Origin of the sequence: Caldimonas thermodepolymerans (assembly GCF_015476235.1) — a bacterium.
In the GTDB taxonomy this organism is placed as follows: Bacteria; Pseudomonadota; Gammaproteobacteria; order Burkholderiales; family Burkholderiaceae_C; genus Caldimonas; species Caldimonas thermodepolymerans.
In genome coordinates this window covers 3259885-3280172 of sequence record NZ_CP064338.1, presented here as the reverse complement: position 1 = coordinate 3280172, position 20288 = coordinate 3259885, and the positions used below count along the sequence as shown (strand labels likewise).

Below are 20288 nucleotides of genomic sequence, written 5' to 3'. Positions count from 1 at the left end.
ATGCTGCGCCCCGTCACGTCCGGCGTGTTCTCCCGCATCGCCGCCTACCACCCCGAGCTGACCGCGTTCCGTCGCGACCTGCACGCCCACCCCGAGCTCGGCTTCGAGGAGGTGCGCACCGCGAGCCGCGTCGTCGAGGCGCTCAAGCTCACCGGCGTCGACGAGATCCACACCGGCATCGCCCGCACCGGCGTGGTGGCCGTGATCCACGGACGCAGCCGCACGTCGGGACGCAGCATCGGCCTGCGCGCCGACATGGACGCGCTGCCGATGCGCGAAGAGAACGACTTTGCCTGGCGCTCCGGCAAGCCGGGGCTGATGCACGGCTGCGGGCATGACGGCCACACCACGATGCTGGTCGGCGCGGCGCGCTACCTGGCCGAGACGCGACGCTTCGACGGCACGGTCTACCTGATCTTCCAGCCGGGCGAGGAGGGCTGCGCGGGCGCCAAGGCGATGATCGACGACGGCCTGTTCGAGCGCTTCCCGGCACAGGCGGTCTACGCGATGCACAACTGGCCGCACCTGCCTGCCGGGCAGATCGGCGTCGCGCCCGGGCCCATGATGGCGGCGGCCGACCGCATCGAGATCACGGTGACCGGCAAGGGCGGCCACGGCGCGCACCCGCACCTGGCGGTCGACCCGGTGCTGGTGTGCGGGCACATCATCACCGCCGCGCAGAGCCTGGTGTCGCGCAACGTCAGCCCGTTCGACAACGCGGTGGTCAGCCTGTGCGCGATGCAGGCCGGCGACGTCGGCGCGATGAGCGTGATCCCGCGCCAGGCCAAGCTGGTCGGCACGGTGCGCACCTTCCGCCCGCAGCTGCAGGACATGATCGAGGAGCGCCTGGGGCGCCTGGTCGAATCGATCGCGGTGGGCTTCGGCGCGTCGGCGACGCTCGACTACCAGCGCATCTACCCGGCCACGATCAACTCGCGCGAGGAGGCCGAGTTCGCCGCCGACGTCGCCGAGTCGCTGGTCGGGCCCGAACGGGTCGTGCGCGACCTGCCGCCCAGCATGGGCGCCGAGGACTTTTCGTTCATGCTGCAGGTCAAGCCTGGCGCCTACCTGCGCATCGGGCAGGGCCGCGACGCGACCGACCCGGGCTGCTTCCTGCACAGCAGCCGCTACGACTTCAACGACGAGATCCTGCCGCTCGGCTCGGCGCTGTTCGCCTCGCTGGCCGAGCGGGCCATGCCGCTGCCATGACTGCCCCTGCACCGTGTCCCGCCTCCGCACGAGGCGCCTGCGGGTGGCGGGCTGACCGATCGACCCTGTTCCGCCACGTCTGTAACCCGAGGAGGATGTCATGAAGCTTCGACCTACCGTGCTGGCCCTTGCCCTGGCCGTGGCCTGCGGCACTGCGATGGCCAAGACCCTGCGTGTGGCCAACCAGGGCGATGCGATGTCGATGGACCCGCACTCGCTCAACGAGTCGCTGCAGCTGTCCTTCACTGCCAACATCTACGAACCGCTGGTCGGCCGCGACAAGAAGCTGGGCCTGGTGCCCGCGCTGGCCACCTCGTGGTCGCAGCCTTCGCCCACCGTGTGGCGCTTCGAGCTGCGCCAGGGCGTCAAATTCCATGACGGCACGCCGTTCACCGCGGACGACGTGGCGTTCACCTTCCAGCGCGCGGCGGCCGACGGCTCGGACATGAAGAGCTACGTCAGCCAGGTCAAGGAAGTGCGCAAGGTCAGCGACCATGTCGTCGAGATCGAGACCCAGGCGCCGTTCCCGATCCTGCCGGACGTGATCTCGCAGCTCTACATCATGAGCAAGAAGTGGTGCGAGGAGAACAAGGCCGAGCGCCCGGTCGACCGCCGCAAGGGTGTCGAGAACACCGCCAGTTTCAAGGCCAACGGCACCGGCCCGTATCGCCTGAAGGAACGCCAGCCCAACACGCGCACGGTGCTGGTGCGCAACCCCGACTACTGGGGCCAGATCGAGGGCAACGTCGACGAGGTGATCTTCACGCCGATCGGCAACGACGCGACCCGGGTGGCGGCGCTGCTGTCCGGCGAGATCGACGTGATGGAGCCGGTGCCGCTGCAGGACATCGGGCGGCTCAAGGCCAGCGGCAACATCAACGTGCTGCAGGGGCCCGAGCTGCGCACCATCTTCCTGGGCATGGACCAGAAGCGCGACGAGCTGCTGTTCTCCAACGTCAAGGGCAAGAACCCGTTCAAGGACCGCCGCGTGCGGCAGGCCTTCTACCAGGCGATCGACATCGAGACCATCCGCACGCGCGTGATGCGCGGTGCCGCCACCCCGACCGCGCTGATGGTGGCGCCGGGCATCAAGGGCTTCGCGCCGGAGCTGAACAAGCGCTACCCGTATGACCCGGAATCCGCGAAGAAGCTGCTCGCCGAGGCCGGCTACCCGAACGGCTTCGAGGTCGCGATGAACTGCCCGAACGACCGCTACGTCAACGACGGCGAAATCTGCCAGGCGATCGCGGCCAACCTGGCGCGCATCGGCGTGAAGATCAACCTGCAGGCCGAGACCAAGGTCACCTACTTCCCGAAGATCCTCAGCCGCAACACCAGCTTCTACATGCTGGGCTGGACCCCGAGCACCTATGACTCGCACAACGTGCTGACCTCGATCATGGCCACGCCGAACGACGCCGGCCAGGGGCAGTTCAACCTGGGCTGGTACAGCAACCCCAAGGTCGACGAGCTGACGCTGAAGGTGCAGTCCGAGACCGACCAGGCCAAGCGCGACGAGATGATCCGCGAGGCGTTCCGCATCCACCACGAGGACGTCGGCCACATCCCGCTGCACCAGCAGGCCCTGGCCTGGGCGGCGAAGAAGAACATCGAGCTCGTGCAGTTGCCCGACAACTTCATGTACTTCAAGTGGGTCACCGTGAAGTGACGGCACGCGCGGGCGGGCCATGCCGCCCGCGCGTGCACCGCGCCGGCCGCCGCCGTGGCCGGCGCCTGCGTACATACACCGTGATCCGATGACGACGACCACCGCACTGAAACGTTTCTTCGAAGGCGACGTCTGGTACAGCTTCCGCACCTCGCCGGTGGCCATCCTGGCTGCCATCATCGCCTTCGTCTGCATCTTCGCCGCCGTCTTCGCCGACTGGATGGCGCCGCACAACCCGTTCGACCTCGCGACGCTGGAGCTGGGCGACGCCCGCCTGCCGCCGGCGTGGATGGAGGAGGGCAACCCGAAGTACCTGCTCGGCACCGACGGGCAGGGACGCGACATCCTCTCGGCGCTGATGTACGGGGCACGCATCTCGCTGTTCGTCGGCTTCGCCTCCGTGCTGTTGTCCATGCTGATCGGCGTGAGCCTCGGCCTGCTGGCCGGCTTCTTCGGCGGACGGCTCGACGCGGTGCTGATGCGCATCTGCGACGTGATGCTGTCGTTCCCGGCCATCCTGATCGCGCTGCTGATCGACGGCGTGGGCCGCGCGATGTTCCCTGATGCGCACGAGGCGCTCGCGTTCACGGTGCTGATCCTCGCGATCACGCTGACCAAGTGGGTCGACTACGCGCGCACCGTGCGCGGCTCGACCATGGTCGAGCGCAACAAGGACTACGTGCAGGCCGCGCGCGTGATCGGCGTCAACCCGCTGCGCATCATGACCCGGCACGTGCTGCCGAACGTGACGGGGCCGGTGCTGGTGCTGTCGACCATCCAGGTGGCGCAGGCCATCATCATCGAGGCGACGCTGTCCTTCCTCGGCGTCGGGGCGCCGCCCACTTCGCCGTCGCTGGGCACGCTGATCCGCGTCGGCAACGACTTCCTGTTCAGCGGCGAATGGTGGATCACGGTGTTCCCCGGGATCATGCTGGTGCTGATCGCGCTCAGCGTGAACCTGCTGGGTGACTGGCTGCGCGACGCGCTGAACCCCCGACTGCGGTGACGAAAGCGATGGCCATGACATCTCCCCTGCTGCAAGTCAAGCACCTGCGCGTCGAGTTCCCGACGCGCCACGGCACGTTGCTGGCGCTCGACGACGTGTCGTTCGAGATCCAGGCCGGCGAGATCCTCGGCGTGGTCGGCGAGTCGGGCGCGGGCAAGTCGCTCACCGGTGCGGCCATCATCGGCCTGCTCGAACCGCCCGGGCGCATCGCCGGCGGCGAGATCCTGCTCGAAGGCGAGCGCATCGACCGCCTGCCGCACGAGGCGATGCGACGCATCCGCGGCCGGCGCATCGGCGCGATCTTCCAGGACCCGTTGACCTCGTTGAATCCGCTCTACACGGTGGGGCGCCAGCTGATCGAGACGATCCAGACCCACCTGCCGATGAACCATGCCCAGGCGCGCCAGCGCGCGATCCAGCTGCTCAGGGACACCGGCATCCCGGCTGCCGAGGCGCGCATCGACCACTACCCGCACCAGTTCTCCGGCGGCATGCGCCAGCGGGTGGTCATCGCGCTGGCGCTGGCGGCCGAGCCGCAGCTCATCGTCGCCGACGAGCCCACCACCGCCCTGGACGTGTCGATCCAGGCGCAGATCATTTCGCTGCTCAAGCGGCTGTGCAAGGAAAAGGGCGCGGCGGTGATGCTGATCACGCACGACATGGGCGTGATCGCCGAGACCTGCGACCGCGTGGCGGTGATGTACGCCGGGCGGATGGTCGAGATCGGTCCGGTGCACGACGTGATCCACCAGCCGGCGCATCCGTACACCGTGGGCCTGATGGGCTCGATCCCCTCGATCGAGGACGACCGCGAGCGGTTGTCGCAGATCGAGGGCTCGATGCCACGCCTGAACGCGATCCCGCCCGGCTGCGCGTTCCATCCACGCTGCCCGCAGGCCTTCGAGCGATGCCGGCGCGAGCGGCCCGAGCTGGCCGACACCGGGCGCACGCGCGCGGCCTGCTGGCTGCATGTCGAACCGCAACGGAGGGTGGCATGAGCGCGCCGCTGGTCGAGGTGAGGGACCTGTCCAAGACCTTTGACGTCTCCGCGCCGTGGCTCAACCGGGTGGTCGAGCGCAAGCCGCGGCAGTTCGTGCACGCGGTCGACGGCGTCAGCTTCGCGATCGAGCGCGGGCGCACGCTGGCGCTGGTGGGCGAGTCCGGCTGCGGCAAGAGCACCGTGGCGCGCCTGCTGGTCGGGCTGTACGAACCCACGCGCGGCGAGGTGCGGTTCGACGGCCGCCCGACGCGCGAGGTGCTGGCCTCGCGCGAGGGGCGCGCGCTGCGCCGGCGCATGCAGATGATCTTCCAGGACCCGTACGCCAGCCTGAACCCGCGCTGGAAGGTCGAGGACATCATCGCCGAGCCGCTGCGCGAGCACGGGCTGCTCAAGGACGCCACGGCGCGGCGCCAGCGCGTCGGCGAGCTGCTGCAGTCGGTGGGGCTGTCGCCGGCAGACGCCGGGAAGTACCCGCATCAGTTCTCCGGCGGACAGCGCCAGCGCATCTCGATCGCGCGGGCGCTGGCCACGCAGCCGGAGTTCCTGGTCTGCGACGAGCCGACCTCGGCGCTGGACGTCTCGGTGCAGGCCCAGGTGCTCAACCTGATGAAGGACCTGCAGCGCGAGCGCCAGCTGACCTACCTGTTCATCTCGCACAACCTTGCCGTGGTGCACCACGTGGCCGACGAGGTGGGGGTGATGTACCTCGGCCGGCTGGTCGAGCTGGCTCCGAAGCGCGAGCTGTTCGCGCGGCCGCAGCATCCGTACACGCGCATGCTGCTGGACGCGATTCCCGACATCCGCATGACCGGCCGCGCACGCACCCCGGTGCAGGGCGAGGTGCCCAACCCGCTCGACCCGCCGGGCGGCTGCGCCTTCCACCCGCGCTGCCCGCATGCCAACGGGCGCTGCGCGCGCGAACGCCCGCCGCTGCAGGCCCTGCGCGGCGTGCAGGTGGCCTGCCACGCGGTCGAGGAAGGGCGGATCTGAACGCCTGAGGGGCTAGCGGGCGTAGGGGTCGGCGAAGCCGAGCGCGAGCATCACCTCGCTCTCGCGCGCTTCCATGACCTCGGCTTCGGCGTCGTCCTCGTGGTCGTAGCCCTGCGCGTGCAGCGTGCCGTGCACCAGCAGGTGGGCGTAGTGCGCCTGCAGCGCCTTGCCCTCGTCCTGCGCCTCGCGCTCGACCACCGGCGCGCACAGGATCAGGTCGGCCATCACCACCGGCTCGTGCGCGTAGTCGAAGGTCAGCACGTTGGTGGCGTAGTCCTTGTGGCGGTATTCGCGGTTGAGCGTGCGGCCCTCGTCGGCATCGACGATGCGCACGGTGATCTCGGCGGGGGCTTCCAGCGCGGCGCGGATCCAGCGCTGCACCAGGTGGCGCGGCAGCTGGTCGCGGTGGCGCGGGTCGGCGAACTGCAGCGACAGCCGCAGGGCGGGGCGGGGGGCGGGACGGCTCATGATTCGCTGCGCTTGCGGGCGGCTTCGTAGGCTTCGACGATGCGCGCCACCAGCGGGTGGCGCACCACGTCGGCGGCGGTGAAACGGGTGATCGCGATGCCGTGCACCTTCTTCAGGATCTGCTCGGCCTCGATCAGCCCGCTCTTCTGGCCCTTGGGCAGGTCCACCTGGCTGACGTCGCCGGTGATCACGGCCTTGCTGCCGAAGCCGATGCGGGTCAGGAACATCTTCATCTGCTCGGGCGTGGTGTTCTGCGCCTCGTCCAGGATCACGAAGGCGTGGTTCAGCGTGCGCCCGCGCATGAAGGCCAGCGGCGCGATCTCCAGCGTGCCCTTCTCGAAGGCCTTGGTGACGCGGTCGAAGCCCATCAGGTCGTACAGGGCGTCGTACAGCGGGCGCAGGTAGGGGTCGACCTTCTGCGCCAAGTCGCCGGGCAGGAAGCCCAGCCGCTCGCCGGCCTCGACCGCCGGGCGGGTCAGGATGATGCGCTGCACCGCGCTGCGCTCCAGTGCGTCCACCGCACAGGCGACGGCCAGGAAGGTCTTGCCGGTGCCGGCCGGCCCGATGCCGAAGGTGATGTCGTGGCCGAGGATGTTGCGCAGGTAGCGGTCCTGGTTGGGGGTGCGCCCCTGCAGGTCGGCGCGCCGGGTGCGCAGCACGATCTCAGGCTCCTCCGCAGCCGCCGGCGGCGCGTCGTCCGGCCGCATCGCCTCGACCAGCGCGAGCTGGAACTCGTCGGGCGGGATGGGCTTGCGGGCGCGGTCGTAGAGCGACTGCAGCAGGGCCACGGCACGCTCGGCCGGCTTCTTCGCGCCCTCGATGCGGAAGGACTCGTTGCGCCGGGTGATCGTGACGTTCAGCGCCGCCTCGATGCTGCGCAGGTGCTCGTCGAGCGTGCCGCACAGGTGGGCCAGGCGGGCGTTGTCCAGGGGGATGAAGGCGTGGCGGAGTATCACTGGCAATACACAGGTGCGCCGCAGCCGGGTCGGCCGGGCTTTCGGACCAGATTGTCCCTCGCCGGCGCCTCCAGCAGAATCCGCACCCATGAGTGTCTGGTCATGCATGCGGGGTTTGCGCCGCCACGTCGGGTTGTCGTGCCTCTTCGCCCTGGGGCTGGTGCTGTGGATGGGGGCCCTGCGCGCCGACACCGCCGCGCTGGTCGAGCTGCGCGAGGCGATCGTCGTCGAGGTGCAACCCTTCGACGAGGCCGGGCACGCGGTGCAGCAGGTGGTCAGCCTGCCGGACGACTGGGCGCAGACCCGCCCGGGCTTTGCCGGCACGGTGACCTACCGGGCGACGTTCGACGCCCCGCCGGCCTCGGACGACCCGCCCAGCCTCTACGTCGAGCGAGCCTGCGCCAACCTCGAGGTGCGCCTGAACGGGACGCTGCTGATGCGCGACCCGGCCGCCGAGCCGCAGACGGCCAACTGCTACCGCCCGCAGCTGATCGTGCTGCCGGCGGCCCTGCTGCACCCGACCGCCAACGAGCTGGACATCAAGGTCACCGGCCTGGCGCTGGAGCAGGTCTCGGCGCGGCAGCGTGCGGGCGGCCTGTCCGAGCTGCTGGTCGGACCGCAGTCGCAGCTGCTGCCGCGCTACGAGAACCAGCAGTTCTGGAACGTCACGATGGCCCAGGTGCTCAGCCTGACGCTGGTGGTGGTCGGGCTGTTCATGCTGGGCCTGGCCTGGGCGCGGCGCAGCGAGCCGGCCTACCTCTACTTCGGCCTGCTGCTGGTCGGCTGGACCGCGATCGCCTCGCACCTGTGGTCGCCCCACATCCCGCTCGACCCGCGCCTGACCGAGGTGCTGATCGCCTGCCTGTACGCGCCGGTGGTGGCCTGCGCGGTGCTGTTCCTGCAGCGCTACGGCGGCCACCGGCACCGCTGGGTGGACGTGCTGCTGGGGCTGCAGTGCCTGCTGGTGCCGGTCAGCATCGCCGTGGTGCCGGCTTCGGCCTTCTTCCTCGTGACTGCCGCCTGGGCCACCCTCTACCTGCTGGAGGTGACCTGGGCCTCCGGGTACTACCTGGCCCGGCTGCGGCGCGAGCGGCGCCCGGGGGTCTGGATCATGGGCGCCGCGCTGCTGGTGATGGTGCTGCTCGCCGCGCTGGAGACGGCCGTCCAGCACGGCTGGGTGGAGCTGCCCCGGGTGCACCTGATCCACTTCGCGATGCCGTTGCTGTTCTTCGCCGTCGGCCTGCGGCTGGTGCAGCAGTTCGTGCACGCGCTGCAGTCGGCCGAGACCGCACGCGCGGACCTGGAGCAGCGCATCCTGGAAAAGACCGCCGAGATCGAGCGCAGCTACGCCGAGCTGGCCGAGGCCCGCATCGAGCAGGTGGCCGAGGCCGAGCGCAAGCGCATCGCCGGCGACCTGCACGACGACCTGGGTGCCAAGCTGCTGACCATCGTCCATACCAGCGGCGACGAGCGCATCTCCACGCTGGCGCGCGAGGCGCTGGAGGAGATGCGCCTGTCGGTGCGGGGCCTGACCGGCAAGCCGGTCAAGATCGCCGACGCGCTGGCCGACTGGCGCGCCGAGGTGGTTTCGCGGCTCGGGCAGGCCGCGGTGCAGGTCGAGTGGCAGACCGCGCACGAGAACGACGAGCGCCACCTCTCGGCGCGTGCCTACGTGCAGACCACGCGCATCCTGCGCGAGGCGATCAGCAACATCATCAAGCACAGCGGCGCCAGCGCCTGCACGATCCGCTGCGTGATCGACGAGGTCGACTTCAACCTGGTGATCCAGGACAACGGCCGCGGCATCCCGCTGGAGCTGGACGGCAAGCTCGACCGCGGCCACGGCATGGCCAGCATGAAGCGCCGCGCCAAGCAGCTGGCCGGGCAATGCCTGGTCGAATCCGGTCCCGGGTTCGGCACCGTGATCCGGCTGACACTGCCGCTGTGATCCGGCGTGGCCGTGCGGCCACGCTCCCCCATCGGAACGATGCGCCGGTGCCGCCTGGCGCTGGTACCATCGACAGCACCTGTTTCTCTTGCGGGGCGGGCGCCGGTGCCCGCGCTGACGATGCACATCCTCCTGCTCGAAGACCTTCCCGAGATCCGCCTGTGGCTCAAGACCCTGGTGATGCAGGTCTTTCCTTCGGCGCGGGTGTCCGAAAGCGCGCGCGTGCACGATGCCTTGGAGCAGATCACCGCGCTGCGGTTCGACCTGGCCCTGATCGACCTGGGCCTGCCTGACGGCTCGGGCGTCGAGGTGGTGGCGGCCCTGCGCGAATCCCAGCCGGAGGCGCAGTCGGTGGTGGTGACCATCCACGACGACGACGATCACCTGTTCCCGGCCCTGCAGGCCGGCGCCTTCGGTTACCTGCTCAAGGAGCAGCCCAAGGACCAGCTCGCCGAGCAGCTGCAGCGCATCACCCAGGGCGAGCCGCCGCTGTCGCCGTCGATCGCCCGGCGCGTGATCGCCTACTTCGCGTCCCAGGCGCGCACCCAGCCGGCCGAGACCGAGCCGCTGCTGCCCACGGTGCAGCTGACCGAGCGCGAGAACGAGGTGCTGCTGCGCGTGGCCAAGGGCTTCACGCTGCCCGAGATCGGCGTGCAGCTGGGCCTGTCGCGGCACACGATCGCCGACTACGTCAAGCAGATCTACCGCAAGCTCAACGTGTCGTCGCGGGCCGAAGCCGCCCTCGAGGCGCAGCGCCTCGGCCTGTTCCGCCGCACGCCCCGCTGAGGCCGCCGGGCCGATAATCGGCCGATGATCGGTCGTTTGACGGGCGTGATCGCGGAGAAGGCCCCTCCGCAGGTGCTGATCGATGTCCAGGGCGTCGGCTACGAGGTCGACGTGCCGATGAGCACCTTCTACAACCTGCCCAACCTGGGCGAGCGCGTGACCCTGCTCACGCATTTCGTCGTGCGCGAGGACGCGCAGATCCTGTTCGGCTTCGGCACGGCCGCCGAACGCGACACCTTCCGCCAGCTGATCCGCATCTCCGGCGTCGGGCCGCGCACGGCGCTGGCGATCCTGTCGGGCCTGAGCGTCTCGGACCTGGCGCAGGCGGTCAGCCTGCAGGAAGCCGGCCGCCTGGTGAAGGTGCCCGGCATCGGCAAGAAGACCGCCGAGCGCCTGCTGCTCGAGCTCAAGGGCAAGCTGGGGCCGGACCTCGCCCAGCCGGCCGCGGCCCTCAACGACGCACAGGCCGACGTGCTGCAGGCGCTGGTGGCGCTGGGCTACAGCGAGAAGGAGGCCGCCGCGGCGCTGAAGGCGTTGCCGCCGGACGTGGGCGTGAGCGACGGCATCAAGCTCGCCCTCAAGGCGCTGACAAGGTGAGCCGCCCATGAGCATCCAGACCGACGACTTCACCCCGCCGCCGCGCCAGCGCGTCGTCGCGGCCACCGCCAGCTCGCCGAACGAGGAGGCGATCGAGCGCGCCCTGCGCCCCAAGGGCCTGGACGAGTACGTGGGCCAGACCAAGGCGCGCGAGCAGCTGGAGATCTTCATCGGCGCCGCGAAGAAGCGCGGCGAGGCGCTCGACCACGTGCTGCTGTTCGGCCCGCCGGGCCTGGGCAAGACCACGCTGAGCCACATCATCGCGCACGAGCTGGGCGTGAACCTGCGCCAGACCTCCGGCCCGGTGCTGGAGAAGCCCAAGGACCTTGCCGCGCTGCTGACCAACCTCGAGCGCAACGACGTCCTGTTCATCGACGAGATCCACCGGCTCAGCCCGGTGGTCGAGGAAATCCTCTACCCGGCGCTGGAGGACTACCAGATCGACATCATGATCGGCGAGGGGCCGGCGGCGCGCTCGATCAAGCTCGACCTGCAGCCCTTCACGCTGGTCGGCGCCACCACCCGCGCGGGCATGCTGACCAACCCGCTGCGCGACCGCTTCGGCATCGTCGCGCGGCTGGAGTTCTACACCGCCGACGAGCTCGCGCGCATCGTCACCCGCTCGGCCGGGCTGCTGGGCGCGCCCATCGACCCGGCCGGCGCGCTGGAGATCGCGCGCCGCTCGCGCGGCACGCCCCGCATCGCCAACCGCCTGCTGCGCCGGGTGCGCGACTACGCCGAGGTCAAGGGCGACGGCCGCATCACCAAGGCCATGGCCGACCAGGCGCTGGCCATGCTGGACGTCGACCCGCTCGGCTTCGACGTGATGGACCGCAAGCTGCTCGAAGCCGTGATCCACAAGTTCGACGGCGGCCCGGTCGGCCTGGACAACCTGGCCGCGGCGATCGGCGAGGAGCGCGACACCATCGAGGACGTCATCGAGCCCTACCTGATCCAGCAGGGCTACCTGCAGCGCACCCCGCGCGGGCGGGTCGCGACGCTGGCCGCCTACCGCCACCTCGGCATCGCGCCGCCGGGCCGCGCGGACGCGGGCGGCGACCTGTTCGAGGGCTGACCCGGCGCTTCGTCAGCGGCCGCTGGCCGCGGCCCCGGCCGCCTGCGACGCAGCCTCGCTGCCCGAGGCGGCCGGCGTGCCGCTGCACAGCTGCCCCACCACCCACAGCCCGGCGGTGATGGCCAGCGCCCCGCCGGCCAGGGCGCCGGGCGACAGCGCGTGCGCCTGCCACAGCCACCAGGCGGTCGCGCCCAGCAACAGCAGGAACAGCACCGCCGCCGCCCACTGCGCGCCGCGGCCCATCGGCGGGTCGTAGCGCGTGACCTGGCGCAGGTCGAAGGCCGGCTTGGGGAAGCGGGCCGCCACGTCCGCGGGGCGCCAGCCGGGCGGCTTGAGCCACACGCGCAGCTTGTCGGACCAGCGCGCGGTGTGCCAGCTGTCGCGGACGAGCTCCGCGTAGACCTGCAGGTTGGCGCGGATCGGGTTCCAGCTGCGCAGCGGGCTGCGCGTGCCGTAGACGCAGGGCTCGCGCTCGTCCTCTTCCTGGAAGGTGCCGAACAGCCGGTCCCACAGCACCAGGATGCCGCCGTAGTTGCGGTCGAGGTACCGGTCGTTGACCGCGTGGTGCACGCGGTGGTTGCTCGGCGAGCAGAACACCCGGTCGAACCAGCCCAGCCGGCCGACCTGCTGCGTGTGCACCCAGAACTGGTAGAGCAGGTCGATCAGCGCGACGGTCGCGAACACCACCGGCGGCACGCCGAGCACCGCCATCGGCAGGTAGAAGATCCAGCCCGCGATCCAGCCGGTGCTGGTCTGGCGCAGCGCGGTCGAGAGGTTGTAGTCCTCGCTCTGGTGGTGCACCACGTGCGCGGCCCAGAACAGCGCGCACTCGTGCCCGAGCCGGTGGTTCCAGTAGTAGCAGAAGTCGTACAGCAGCAGCGCGCCGACCCACACCCACCAGGCGTCGGCCGGCAGCGCCCGCAGCGCCGCGTGCCGGTGCACCACGGTGTAGATGCCCACCGTCATCAGCTTGGTGAACACGCCGGTGAGCTGGCTCAGGATGCCGAGCCCGATGCTGTTGAGCGCGTCGTTGAGCCGGTAGGTGTTGCGCCCGCGGGCCACGCCGACCGCGTACTCGACCGCGATCAGCAGCAGGAACACGGGGGTGGCGAGAACGATGACCTGGGCTGCTTCCATCGCGCATGCCTCCTGTCGCACAGGCGCCCAGTCTCGCACGGCCGTTCGCCGGCGGGCAGCCGGGACGATCCCGGACTTGCCCGGATGCGGGGAGGGTTCAGGCGGCGTGGCCGACCCGGTCGCCGTCGGAGGACTCGTCGCGGGTTCCGTCGGCCAGGTGCTGGGTGTCGCCCCAGCCGACCAGCACGAAGCCCTCGCCGTTGTAGAGCAGCCGGTTGATGCTGGCGTTGCCCAGCTCCCAGGTGCGCGGCGCCTGCAGGCTCACGCCCGAGGCCAGCCGGTACAGGCAGTCCATCACCCCGCCGTGCGCGACCAGCGCGATGGCCTCGCCCGGATGCCGGCGCGCCAGGCGCGTCGCCGCCTCGACGACACGCGCGTAGAAGCTGGCCAGCGTCTCGCCTCCCTCGGGGCCGAAGGACGGGTCGCGCTTGCGCCAGCGCAGCGCCAGGTCGGGCCAGCGGGCCTCGATCTCCTTGAAGGTCAGGCCCTGGAAGCTGCCGAAGCCGCGTTCGCGCAGGCCGGTGTCGGTCTGCACCGCCACGCCCACCGCCTCGCCGAGCGCCTGCGCGGTTTCGTGGGCGCGCCGCAGGTCGCTGGAGTAGATCGCCGCGATCGGCTCGTCGGCCAGCGCCGCGGCCATGCGGCGCGCCTGCCAGCGGCCGGTGTCGTTGAGCGGGATGTCGAGGTGGCCCTGGATGCGGGTGTCGACGTTCCAGGCGGTTTCGCCGTGGCGCACGGCGAAGATGCGGGTGACTTGCGAATGCGACATGGAGGACGGGATCGGGGTGGCGGACCCCGCCATTGTCGCCGCAGCGCGCGCCGCGCTCAGGCCAGGCGCGCGTTGAGGGTGTAGGTGCCGGTCAGGCTGGCCTCGGCCAGCACGTGGCCGCGGATCGCCTCGCGCACCTGCGCGCCGGTGAAGGTGCCGTCCACCGGGCAGCGCTCGATGTCCAGCGCGTACAGCGTGAACACGTAGCGGTGCACCAGCGCGTCGTTGAACGGCGGGAAGGGGCCGTCGTAGCCGTAGTACTGGCCGCCGAACTCGTCGTTGCCGGCGAACCAGCCGGTGTAGTCGTTCAGCCCGTGCCGTGCGCCGTGCAGCGTCTGCGGGCCGGTCTTGCCGCGCGGGGTGAACTCGCGGCTGAACTCGCCCTCGGCGATCTCGCGCAGCGAGGCCGGCAGGTCCACCATCACCCAGTGGAAGAAGTCCACGCGCGGCAGGTGGGCCGGCACCTCGCGGTCGGCCTTGTTGACGTCGTCGCCGCGGCTGGGCACGTCCGGGTCGTGGCAGATCAGCACGAAGGACCTGGTGCCCTCGGGCACGTCCGACCAGGCCAGGTGCGGGCTGACGTTGTCCGAGAACGTGACGCCGCCCTGGCCGTCCGGCTTGCCGGCGGCATGGCGCGCCGGGATGCGCTGGCCGTCGGACCAGTTGTTGCTCGTGAGCTTCATGGGAGTCTCCTTGGGGTGAGGGGCATTCACACGCCCCAGACGATGTCCTTGTCCGCCGCGTGCGCGCGCCGCATCATCTCGATCAGCGGCCAGGCGCGCTGGCGCAGCGTGACGCCTTCCTGCGGCTCCGGCGTGCGGCCTTCGGCGCGCGCCTCTTCCTCGGCGCGCCGGCGCCGTTCCTCGTCGTCCAGCACCGCCTGCTCCAGCGCGGCGATCGCCGCCGGCATGTCCGCCGGCAGGATGATGCCCTGGGGCGCCGGCTCCTTGCCGATCAGGCGCAGGATGTGGTCGCCCGACGGGCCGGTCATGATGACGTCGCCGGCGGCCTTGGACTTGAACTTGTAGAGCATCTCAGCGGTACATGTATTCGCGGTTGAACGGGAAGTCCGACTGCGCGCCGCGCATCGTGCCGTCGGCCTCGCGCCCGGTGGGGCGGGACCCGAGCAGCTGGTACAGCGAGATCCAGCCGCGCTCGAAGCTCATCGCGCAGCCGGCCAGGTACAGCCGGTAGGCGCGCACCGTGCGCTCGTTGGTGACGGCCCGTGCGGCGTCGAGCTGGCGCTCCAGCCCGTCGGACCAGGCCCACAGCGTGCGTGCGTAATGCGGACGCAGGTTCTCCACGTCCAGCAGCTCCAGGCCGCCGGCCGACAGCGTCTCGGCGACCTTGGAAACGTGCATCAGCTCGCCGCCCGGGAAGATGTACTTCTCGATGAAGTCGCCCATGCCGCCGCCGAGCTGCCGGTTGTACAGGCCGCCGGCGGTGATGCCGTGGTTCATCACCAGCCCGCCCGGGCGCAGCAGCCGGCGGATCTTGTCGAAGTAGGCGACCATGTTGGCGCGGCCCACGTGCTCGAACATGCCGACCGAGGCGATGCGGTCGAACGGGCGGTCCTCCGGCAGGTCGCGGTAGTCCATCAGGTGCATCTGCACCCGCCCGCCCAGGCCCTTCTCCTGGATCAGCCGGTTCACGTGCGCATGCTGGTTCTTCGACAGGGTGATGCCGACGGCCTCGACCCCGTAGTGTTCGGCCGCCCACAGCAGCAGCCCGCCCCAGCCGGCGCCGATGTCCAGGAAGCGCTGCCCGGGCTCCAGCCGCAGCTTGCGGCAGATGTGGTCCAGCTTGGCCTCCTGCGCCTGCGCGAGCGTCATGCCGTCCTCGCGGAAGTAGGCGCACGAATAGACCCGGCGCGGGTCCAGCCACAGCGCATAGAAGTCGTCCGAGACGTCGTAGTGGAACTGGATCTGCTCGGCGTCGCGGCGCTTGCTGTGGCGCAGCACGGAGCGGATCTGCCCCCACCAGCGGCTCAGCGCCGGGGGCGTGCCGGCCTGCACCGGGTCGCCGACCAGCTCGGCGGCCACCGCCATCACCTCGCGCATGCCGCCCTCGATGTCGACCTGACCCTGGACATAGGCATCGGCCAGGGCGCCGATCTGCCCCCGTGCCAGCGCGCCGAGCCAGCGGGATTCGTTCAGTTTCAGCCGCACGTCCGCGTTGGCCGTGCCGGCCCGGCCTCCGGGCCACTCCAGAGCCACGCTGCACGGCAGCGCCGCGAGGCGCTGTTCGATCAGGCCGGACCATCCTTGCATCGTCTTCCCTTCCGTGGGTGTCGTACGTCTAGTGGATTACGAATGAAGCATGAGCCCGCCTAGTCTCGGACATTGCCGCAGCCCGTGCAAGCGACCCAGGATCCCGCCGCAACCCGTCGAAATCCCAGGCGTCGCCGCGGACGGCCGCTGCTAGCATGCAGCTCATGACGATCCAGGTTTTCGGTTTGCCCGTCGCACGCGGCATCGCCATCGGCAAGGCAGTCCTGGTGGCCTCCAGCCGCCTGGACGTGGACCATTACTTCATCGACGCCGACCAGGTCGAGGCCGAGATCGGCCGGCTGCGCGAGGCGCGCGACCTCGTCGCCCGCGAGCTCGAGTCCCTGAAGCAGGCCATGCCCGGCGACGCGCCCCCGGAGCTGGGCGCGCTGCTGGACGTGCACCTGATGCTGCTGCACGACGAGTCGCTGACCTCCGCGACCAAGCAGTGGATCCGCGACCGCCACTACAACGCCGAGTGGGCGCTGTCCGCGCAGCTGGAAGTGCTGGCGCGCCAGTTCGACGAGATGGACGACGACTACCTGCGCGAGCGCAAGGCCGACATCGAGCAGGTCGTCGAGCGCCTGCTGCGCGCGCTTGCGCGCGGCGGCAGCTCCGCGCTGGCGGCAGCCACCCGCAAGCCGATCCAGCAGGACTGGGGCGGCGAGGAGCCCCTGGTGCTGATCGCCAACGACATCGCGCCGGCGGACATGCTGCAGTTCAAGCAGAGCGTGTTCAAGGGCTTCGTCACCGACGTCGGCGGCAAGACCTCGCACACCGCGATCGTCGCGCGCAGCATGGACATCCCGGCGGTGGTCGGCGCGCGCGAGGCCAGCCGCCTGATCCGCCAGGACGACTGGGTCATCATCGACGGCGATGCCGGCGTGGTGATCGTCGATCCCTCGCCGATCGTGCTGGAGGAATACCGCTTCCGCCAGCGCCAGAGCGAGCTCGAGCGCGAGCGGCTGGCGCGGCTGCGCCACACCCCCTCGGTCACGCTGGACGGCGAGGCGGTCGAGCTGCTGGCCAACATCGAGCTGCCGCAGGACGCCCCGGCCGCGCTGCGGGCCGGCGCCGCCGGCGTGGGCCTGTTCCGCAGCGAGTTCCTGTTCATGAACCGCGACGGCGAGTTGCCCGGCGAGGACGAGCAGTTCGAGGCCTATCGCGCCGCGGTGCAGGCGATGGACGGGCTGCCCGTGACGATCCGCACCGTGGACATCGGCGCGGACAAGCCGCTGGACCGCATGTCGCTGAGCGAGCTGCGCCACGAGCACACCCTCAACCCCGCGCTGGGCCTGCGCGCGATCCGCTGGAGCCTGTCCGAGCCCGCGATGTTCCGCATGCAGCTGCGCGCCATCCTGCGCGCCAGCGCCTATGGCAAGGTGCGCCTGCTGATCCCCATGCTGGCGCACGCCAGCGAGATCCGCCAGACCTTCGAGGCGCTCGCGCGCGCCAAGCAGCAGCTGCGTGACGCCGGCACGCCCTTCGCCGACGTCGAGGTCGGCGCGATGATCGAGGTGCCCGCCGCGGCGCTGACGATCCCGCTGTTCGTGCGCCACTTCGACTTCGTCTCGCTCGGCACCAACGACCTGATCCAGTACACGCTGGCGATCGACCGGGCCGACGAGAGCGTTTCTTATCTGTACGACCCCTGGCATCCGGCGGTGCTGCGCCTGATCCACGACACCATCCGCGCCGCGCGCCAGGCCGGCAAGGGCGTGAGCGTCTGCGGCGAGATGGCCGGCGACCCGTCCTTCACGCCGCTGCTGCTGGCGATGGGCCTGCGCAGCTTCTCGATGCACCCGTCGCAGATCGCCGCGGTCAAGCAGCGCATCCTGCGCTCGGACACCGCCAAGCTCGCGCAGATGCTGGACGCGGCGCTGGCCTGCGACGACCCGCAGGAGTGCTACCGCCCCTTCATGGGAGAGGCAGCCCAGCTGCACTGATGCGGGGCACTTGCGCACCGTTTTGAAAAGGTGCTATAGTCACGTTCTTCGCTGATTGCTGCAGCGCTTGAGCCGGAAGGGCTTGCGAGGCAGAGGCGGCGAAGAAAAAAGAGAGCGGAGTGCTTGACAAGGTTTTAAAAAACGCGTCATAATCTCGCTTCTCTGCTGATGACAAGTCAGCGACGAACGAAGCAGCGAAGGCTGGTGAGTTCGGTGAGTGTTCTTTAACAAGTAACAGCCGATAAGCGTGGGCGTTTGAAGGCGGATGCCAAGATAGGGAGCTTCGCAAGGAGTTTCCACAAACGCTCACGGAAGCAGAAGTGAAGTTCACTTCGATTCCGAGAGTTTCAAGTGATTGAACTGAAGAGTTTGATCCTGGCTCAGATTGAACGCTGGCGGCATGCTTTACACATGCAAGTCGAACGGCAGCGCGGGCTTCGGCCTGGCGGCGAGTGGCGAACGGGTGAGTAATGCATCGGAACGTGCCCAGTAGTGGGGGATAGCCCGGCGAAAGCCGGATTAATACCGCATACGACCTGAGGGTGAAAGCGGGGGACCGAAAGGCCTCGCGCTATTGGAGCGGCCGATGTCGGATTAGCTAGTTGGTGGGGTAAAGGCCTACCAAGGCGACGATCCGTAGCTGGTCTGAGAGGACGACCAGCCACACTGGGACTGAGACACGGCCCAGACTCCTACGGGAGGCAGCAGTGGGGAATTTTGGACAATGGGGGCAACCCTGATCCAGCCATGCCGCGTGCGGGAAGAAGGCCTTCGGGTTGTAAACCGCTTTTGTCAGGGAAGAAATCCTCTGGGCTAATACCCCGGGGGATGACGGTACCTGAAGAATAAGCACCGGCTAACTACGTGCCAGCAGCCGCGGTAATACGTAGGGTGCGAGCGTTAATCGGAATTACTGGGCGTAAAGCGTGCGCAGGCGGTTGTGCAAGACAGATGTGAAATCCCCGGGCTTAACCTGGGAACTGCATTTGTGACTGCACGGCTAGAGTGCGGCAGAGGGGAGTGGAATTCCGCGTGTAGCAGTGAAATGCGTAGATATGCGGAGGAACACCGATGGCGAAGGCAGCTCCCTGGGCCTGCACTGACGCTCATGCACGAAAGCGTGGGGAGCAAACAGGATTAGATACCCTGGTAGTCCACGCCCTAAACGATGTCGACTAGTTGTTGGACGGTTCGCTGTTCAGTAACGTAGCTAACGCGTGAAGTCGACCGCCTGGGGAGTACGGCCGCAAGGTTGAAACTCAAAGGAATTGACGGGGACCCGCACAAGCGGTGGATGATGTGGTTTAATTCGATGCAACGCGAAAAACCTTACCTACCCTTGACATGCCAGGAATCCTGCAGAGATGTGGGAGTGCTCGAAAGAGAACCTGGACACAGGTGCTGCATGGCCGTCGTCAGCTCGTGTCGTGAGATGTTGGGTTAAGTCCCGCAACGAGCGCAACCCTTGCCATTAGTTGCTACGAAAGGGCACTCTAATGGGACTGCCGGTGACAAACCGGAGGAAGGTGGGGATGACGTCAGGTCCTCATGGCCCTTATGGGTAGGGCTACACACACGTCATACAATGGCCGGTACAGAGGGCAGCCAACCCGCGAGGGGGAGCCAATCCCAGAAAGCCGGTCGTAGTCCGGATCGCAGTCTGCAACTCGACTGCGTGAAGTCGGAATCGCTAGTAATCGCGGATCAGCATGTCGCGGTGAATACGTTCCCGGGTCTTGTACACACCGCCCGTCACACCATGGGAGCGGGTTCTGCCAGAAGTGGGTAGCCTAACCGCAAGGAGGGCGCTTACCACGGCAGGGTTCGCGACTGGGGTGAAGTCGTAACAAGGTAGCCGTATCGGAAGGTGCGGCTGGATCACCTCCTTTCTGGAAGAGAGCATTCAAATTCATGCGCCCACACTTATCGGCTGTTGTTGTGACGACAGACAGAGAGAGTGAGCGTGAACCGGCGCAGGCGTGAACCTGGCAGAGGCTGGAGCAGAGCCTGGGTTGACGCGAGAGGCCGCAGACTCGCGCCTCACGAGAAGGTGTCAGGGTCTGTAGCTCAGTCGGTTAGAGCACCGTCTTGATAAGGCGGGGGTCGTTGGTTCGAATCCAACCAGACCCACCAATCCTTCACGTGTTGACTTGGGGGATTAGCTCAGCTGGGAGAGCACCTGCTTTGCAAGCAGGGGGTCGTCGGTTCGATCCCGTCATCCTCCACCACTGAAGGGCTCTCTGTAGAGTTTCTTGTGCACGCTGACGCGAGCCATTGCTGATGGCTGGCGTGAGCGGCTCGCAAGAGTGGCTGTTGTTCTTTAACAATTCGTAGAGTCGAATCAGCGTTGTTGGCGGAAAGTGCTTCATGGCACGTCCGTGCCGCCAACGACAATTGATTGCGTCACCAGACTTCAACTCAGCAATGGGATTGAAGGACGGCATAACGCGCATACTCGATCCGAT

General features: G+C 68.8%; 17 protein-coding genes, 2 tRNA genes and 1 rRNA gene. 13 read left to right on the top strand and 7 right to left on the bottom strand.

Annotation, left to right across the window (positions count from 1 at the left end; genetic code table 11):
• The 5 genes from IS481_RS15440 (at window position 1) to IS481_RS15420 (ending at window position 5874) form a co-directional block, all read left to right on the top strand.
• Window positions 1-1209, top strand: a complete 1209-nt coding sequence (locus IS481_RS15440; RefSeq protein ID WP_104356991.1) for a M20 aminoacylase family protein — start codon at window positions 1-3, stop codon at window positions 1207-1209.
• Window positions 1210-1309: 100 nt separating this feature from the next.
• Entirely contained in the window at window positions 1310-2878 is a 1569-nt protein-coding gene (locus tag IS481_RS15435; RefSeq protein ID WP_104356990.1) for an ABC transporter substrate-binding protein, read from the top strand.
• Between the two features lie 88 nt (window positions 2879-2966).
• Window positions 2967-3884: an ABC transporter permease gene (locus IS481_RS15430; RefSeq protein WP_104356989.1), complete on the top strand. Its 918-nt coding sequence runs from the start codon at window positions 2967-2969 to the stop codon at window positions 3882-3884.
• Window positions 3885-3898: 14 nt separating this feature from the next.
• Complete coding sequence (locus IS481_RS15425; protein ID WP_104357095.1) at window positions 3899-4882, top strand: ABC transporter ATP-binding protein; 984 nt, start codon at window positions 3899-3901, stop codon at window positions 4880-4882.
• Window positions 4879-5874: an ABC transporter ATP-binding protein gene (locus IS481_RS15420; protein ID WP_104356988.1), complete on the top strand. Its 996-nt coding sequence runs from the start codon at window positions 4879-4881 to the stop codon at window positions 5872-5874. The genes IS481_RS15425 and IS481_RS15420 overlap by 4 nt, the downstream gene beginning before the upstream one ends.
• A gap of 12 nt (window positions 5875-5886) precedes the next feature.
• Here IS481_RS15420 and ybeY read toward each other — a convergent pair whose 3' ends face one another.
• Together ybeY and IS481_RS15410 are read right to left on the bottom strand one after the other, a co-directional pair.
• Entirely contained in the window at window positions 5887-6342 is a 456-nt protein-coding gene (gene ybeY / locus IS481_RS15415) for an rRNA maturation RNase YbeY (RefSeq protein ID WP_104356987.1), read from the bottom strand.
• On the bottom strand, window positions 6339-7298 hold the full coding sequence (locus IS481_RS15410; RefSeq protein ID WP_194963378.1) for a PhoH family protein: 960 nt from the start codon (window positions 7296-7298) through the stop codon (window positions 6339-6341). Before IS481_RS15410 ends, ybeY begins: the two co-directional genes overlap by 4 nt.
• An 88-nt stretch (window positions 7299-7386) precedes the next feature.
• Between IS481_RS15410 and IS481_RS15405 the strand changes: the two genes are divergently transcribed.
• The 4 genes from IS481_RS15405 to ruvB all read left to right on the top strand — a co-directional run bounded on the left by IS481_RS15405 (window position 7387) and on the right by ruvB (window position 11704).
• On the top strand, window positions 7387-9246 hold the full coding sequence (locus IS481_RS15405) for a sensor histidine kinase (protein ID WP_232529314.1): 1860 nt from the start codon (window positions 7387-7389) through the stop codon (window positions 9244-9246).
• A gap of 120 nt (window positions 9247-9366) precedes the next feature.
• Window positions 9367-10032 (top strand): response regulator, encoded by a 666-nt coding sequence (locus IS481_RS15400; protein ID WP_104357094.1) that lies wholly within the window; start codon window positions 9367-9369, stop codon window positions 10030-10032.
• A 24-nt stretch (window positions 10033-10056) separates the two neighbouring features.
• The gene (gene ruvA, locus IS481_RS15395) at window positions 10057-10629 is read left to right on the top strand and encodes a Holliday junction branch migration protein RuvA (RefSeq protein WP_104356984.1); all 573 of its coding nucleotides are present in this window, start codon (window positions 10057-10059) and stop codon (window positions 10627-10629) included.
• A gap of 7 nt (window positions 10630-10636) precedes the next feature.
• On the top strand, window positions 10637-11704 hold the full coding sequence (gene ruvB / locus IS481_RS15390) for a Holliday junction branch migration DNA helicase RuvB (protein WP_104356983.1): 1068 nt from the start codon (window positions 10637-10639) through the stop codon (window positions 11702-11704).
• 12 nt (window positions 11705-11716) lie between these two features.
• On the opposite strand, the gene IS481_RS15385 is transcribed toward ruvB, so the two are convergent.
• From IS481_RS15385 to IS481_RS15365, 5 genes are all read right to left on the bottom strand, one after another.
• Complete coding sequence (locus IS481_RS15385) at window positions 11717-12841, bottom strand: sterol desaturase family protein (protein ID WP_104356982.1); 1125 nt, start codon at window positions 12839-12841, stop codon at window positions 11717-11719.
• A 97-nt stretch (window positions 12842-12938) separates the two neighbouring features.
• The gene (locus IS481_RS15380) at window positions 12939-13610 is read right to left on the bottom strand and encodes a histidine phosphatase family protein (protein ID WP_104356981.1); all 672 of its coding nucleotides are present in this window, start codon (window positions 13608-13610) and stop codon (window positions 12939-12941) included.
• A 56-nt stretch (window positions 13611-13666) separates the two neighbouring features.
• Complete coding sequence (locus IS481_RS15375) at window positions 13667-14293, bottom strand: YbhB/YbcL family Raf kinase inhibitor-like protein (protein WP_104356980.1); 627 nt, start codon at window positions 14291-14293, stop codon at window positions 13667-13669.
• A 26-nt stretch (window positions 14294-14319) separates the two neighbouring features.
• Window positions 14320-14643 (bottom strand): DUF1840 domain-containing protein, encoded by a 324-nt coding sequence (locus IS481_RS15370; protein ID WP_104356979.1) that lies wholly within the window; start codon window positions 14641-14643, stop codon window positions 14320-14322.
• A 1-nt stretch (window position 14644) separates the two neighbouring features.
• Entirely contained in the window at window positions 14645-15880 is a 1236-nt protein-coding gene (locus tag IS481_RS15365) for a class I SAM-dependent methyltransferase (protein WP_104356978.1), read from the bottom strand.
• A gap of 164 nt (window positions 15881-16044) precedes the next feature.
• Here IS481_RS15365 and ptsP point away from each other — a divergent pair, with 164 nt between their 5' ends.
• The 4 genes from ptsP to IS481_RS15345 all read left to right on the top strand — a co-directional run bounded on the left by ptsP (window position 16045) and on the right by IS481_RS15345 (window position 20051).
• On the top strand, window positions 16045-17823 hold the full coding sequence (gene ptsP, locus IS481_RS15360) for a phosphoenolpyruvate--protein phosphotransferase (RefSeq protein ID WP_104357093.1): 1779 nt from the start codon (window positions 16045-16047) through the stop codon (window positions 17821-17823).
• Window positions 17824-18180: 357 nt separating this feature from the next.
• Window positions 18181-19712: ribosomal RNA gene (locus IS481_RS15355) — 16S ribosomal RNA — on the top strand.
• Window positions 19713-19879: 167 nt separating this feature from the next.
• Window positions 19880-19956 (top strand) — tRNA-Ile (locus tag IS481_RS15350).
• Window positions 19957-19975: 19 nt separating this feature from the next.
• Window positions 19976-20051 (top strand) — tRNA-Ala (locus IS481_RS15345).
• Window positions 20052-20288 lie beyond the last annotated feature (237 nt).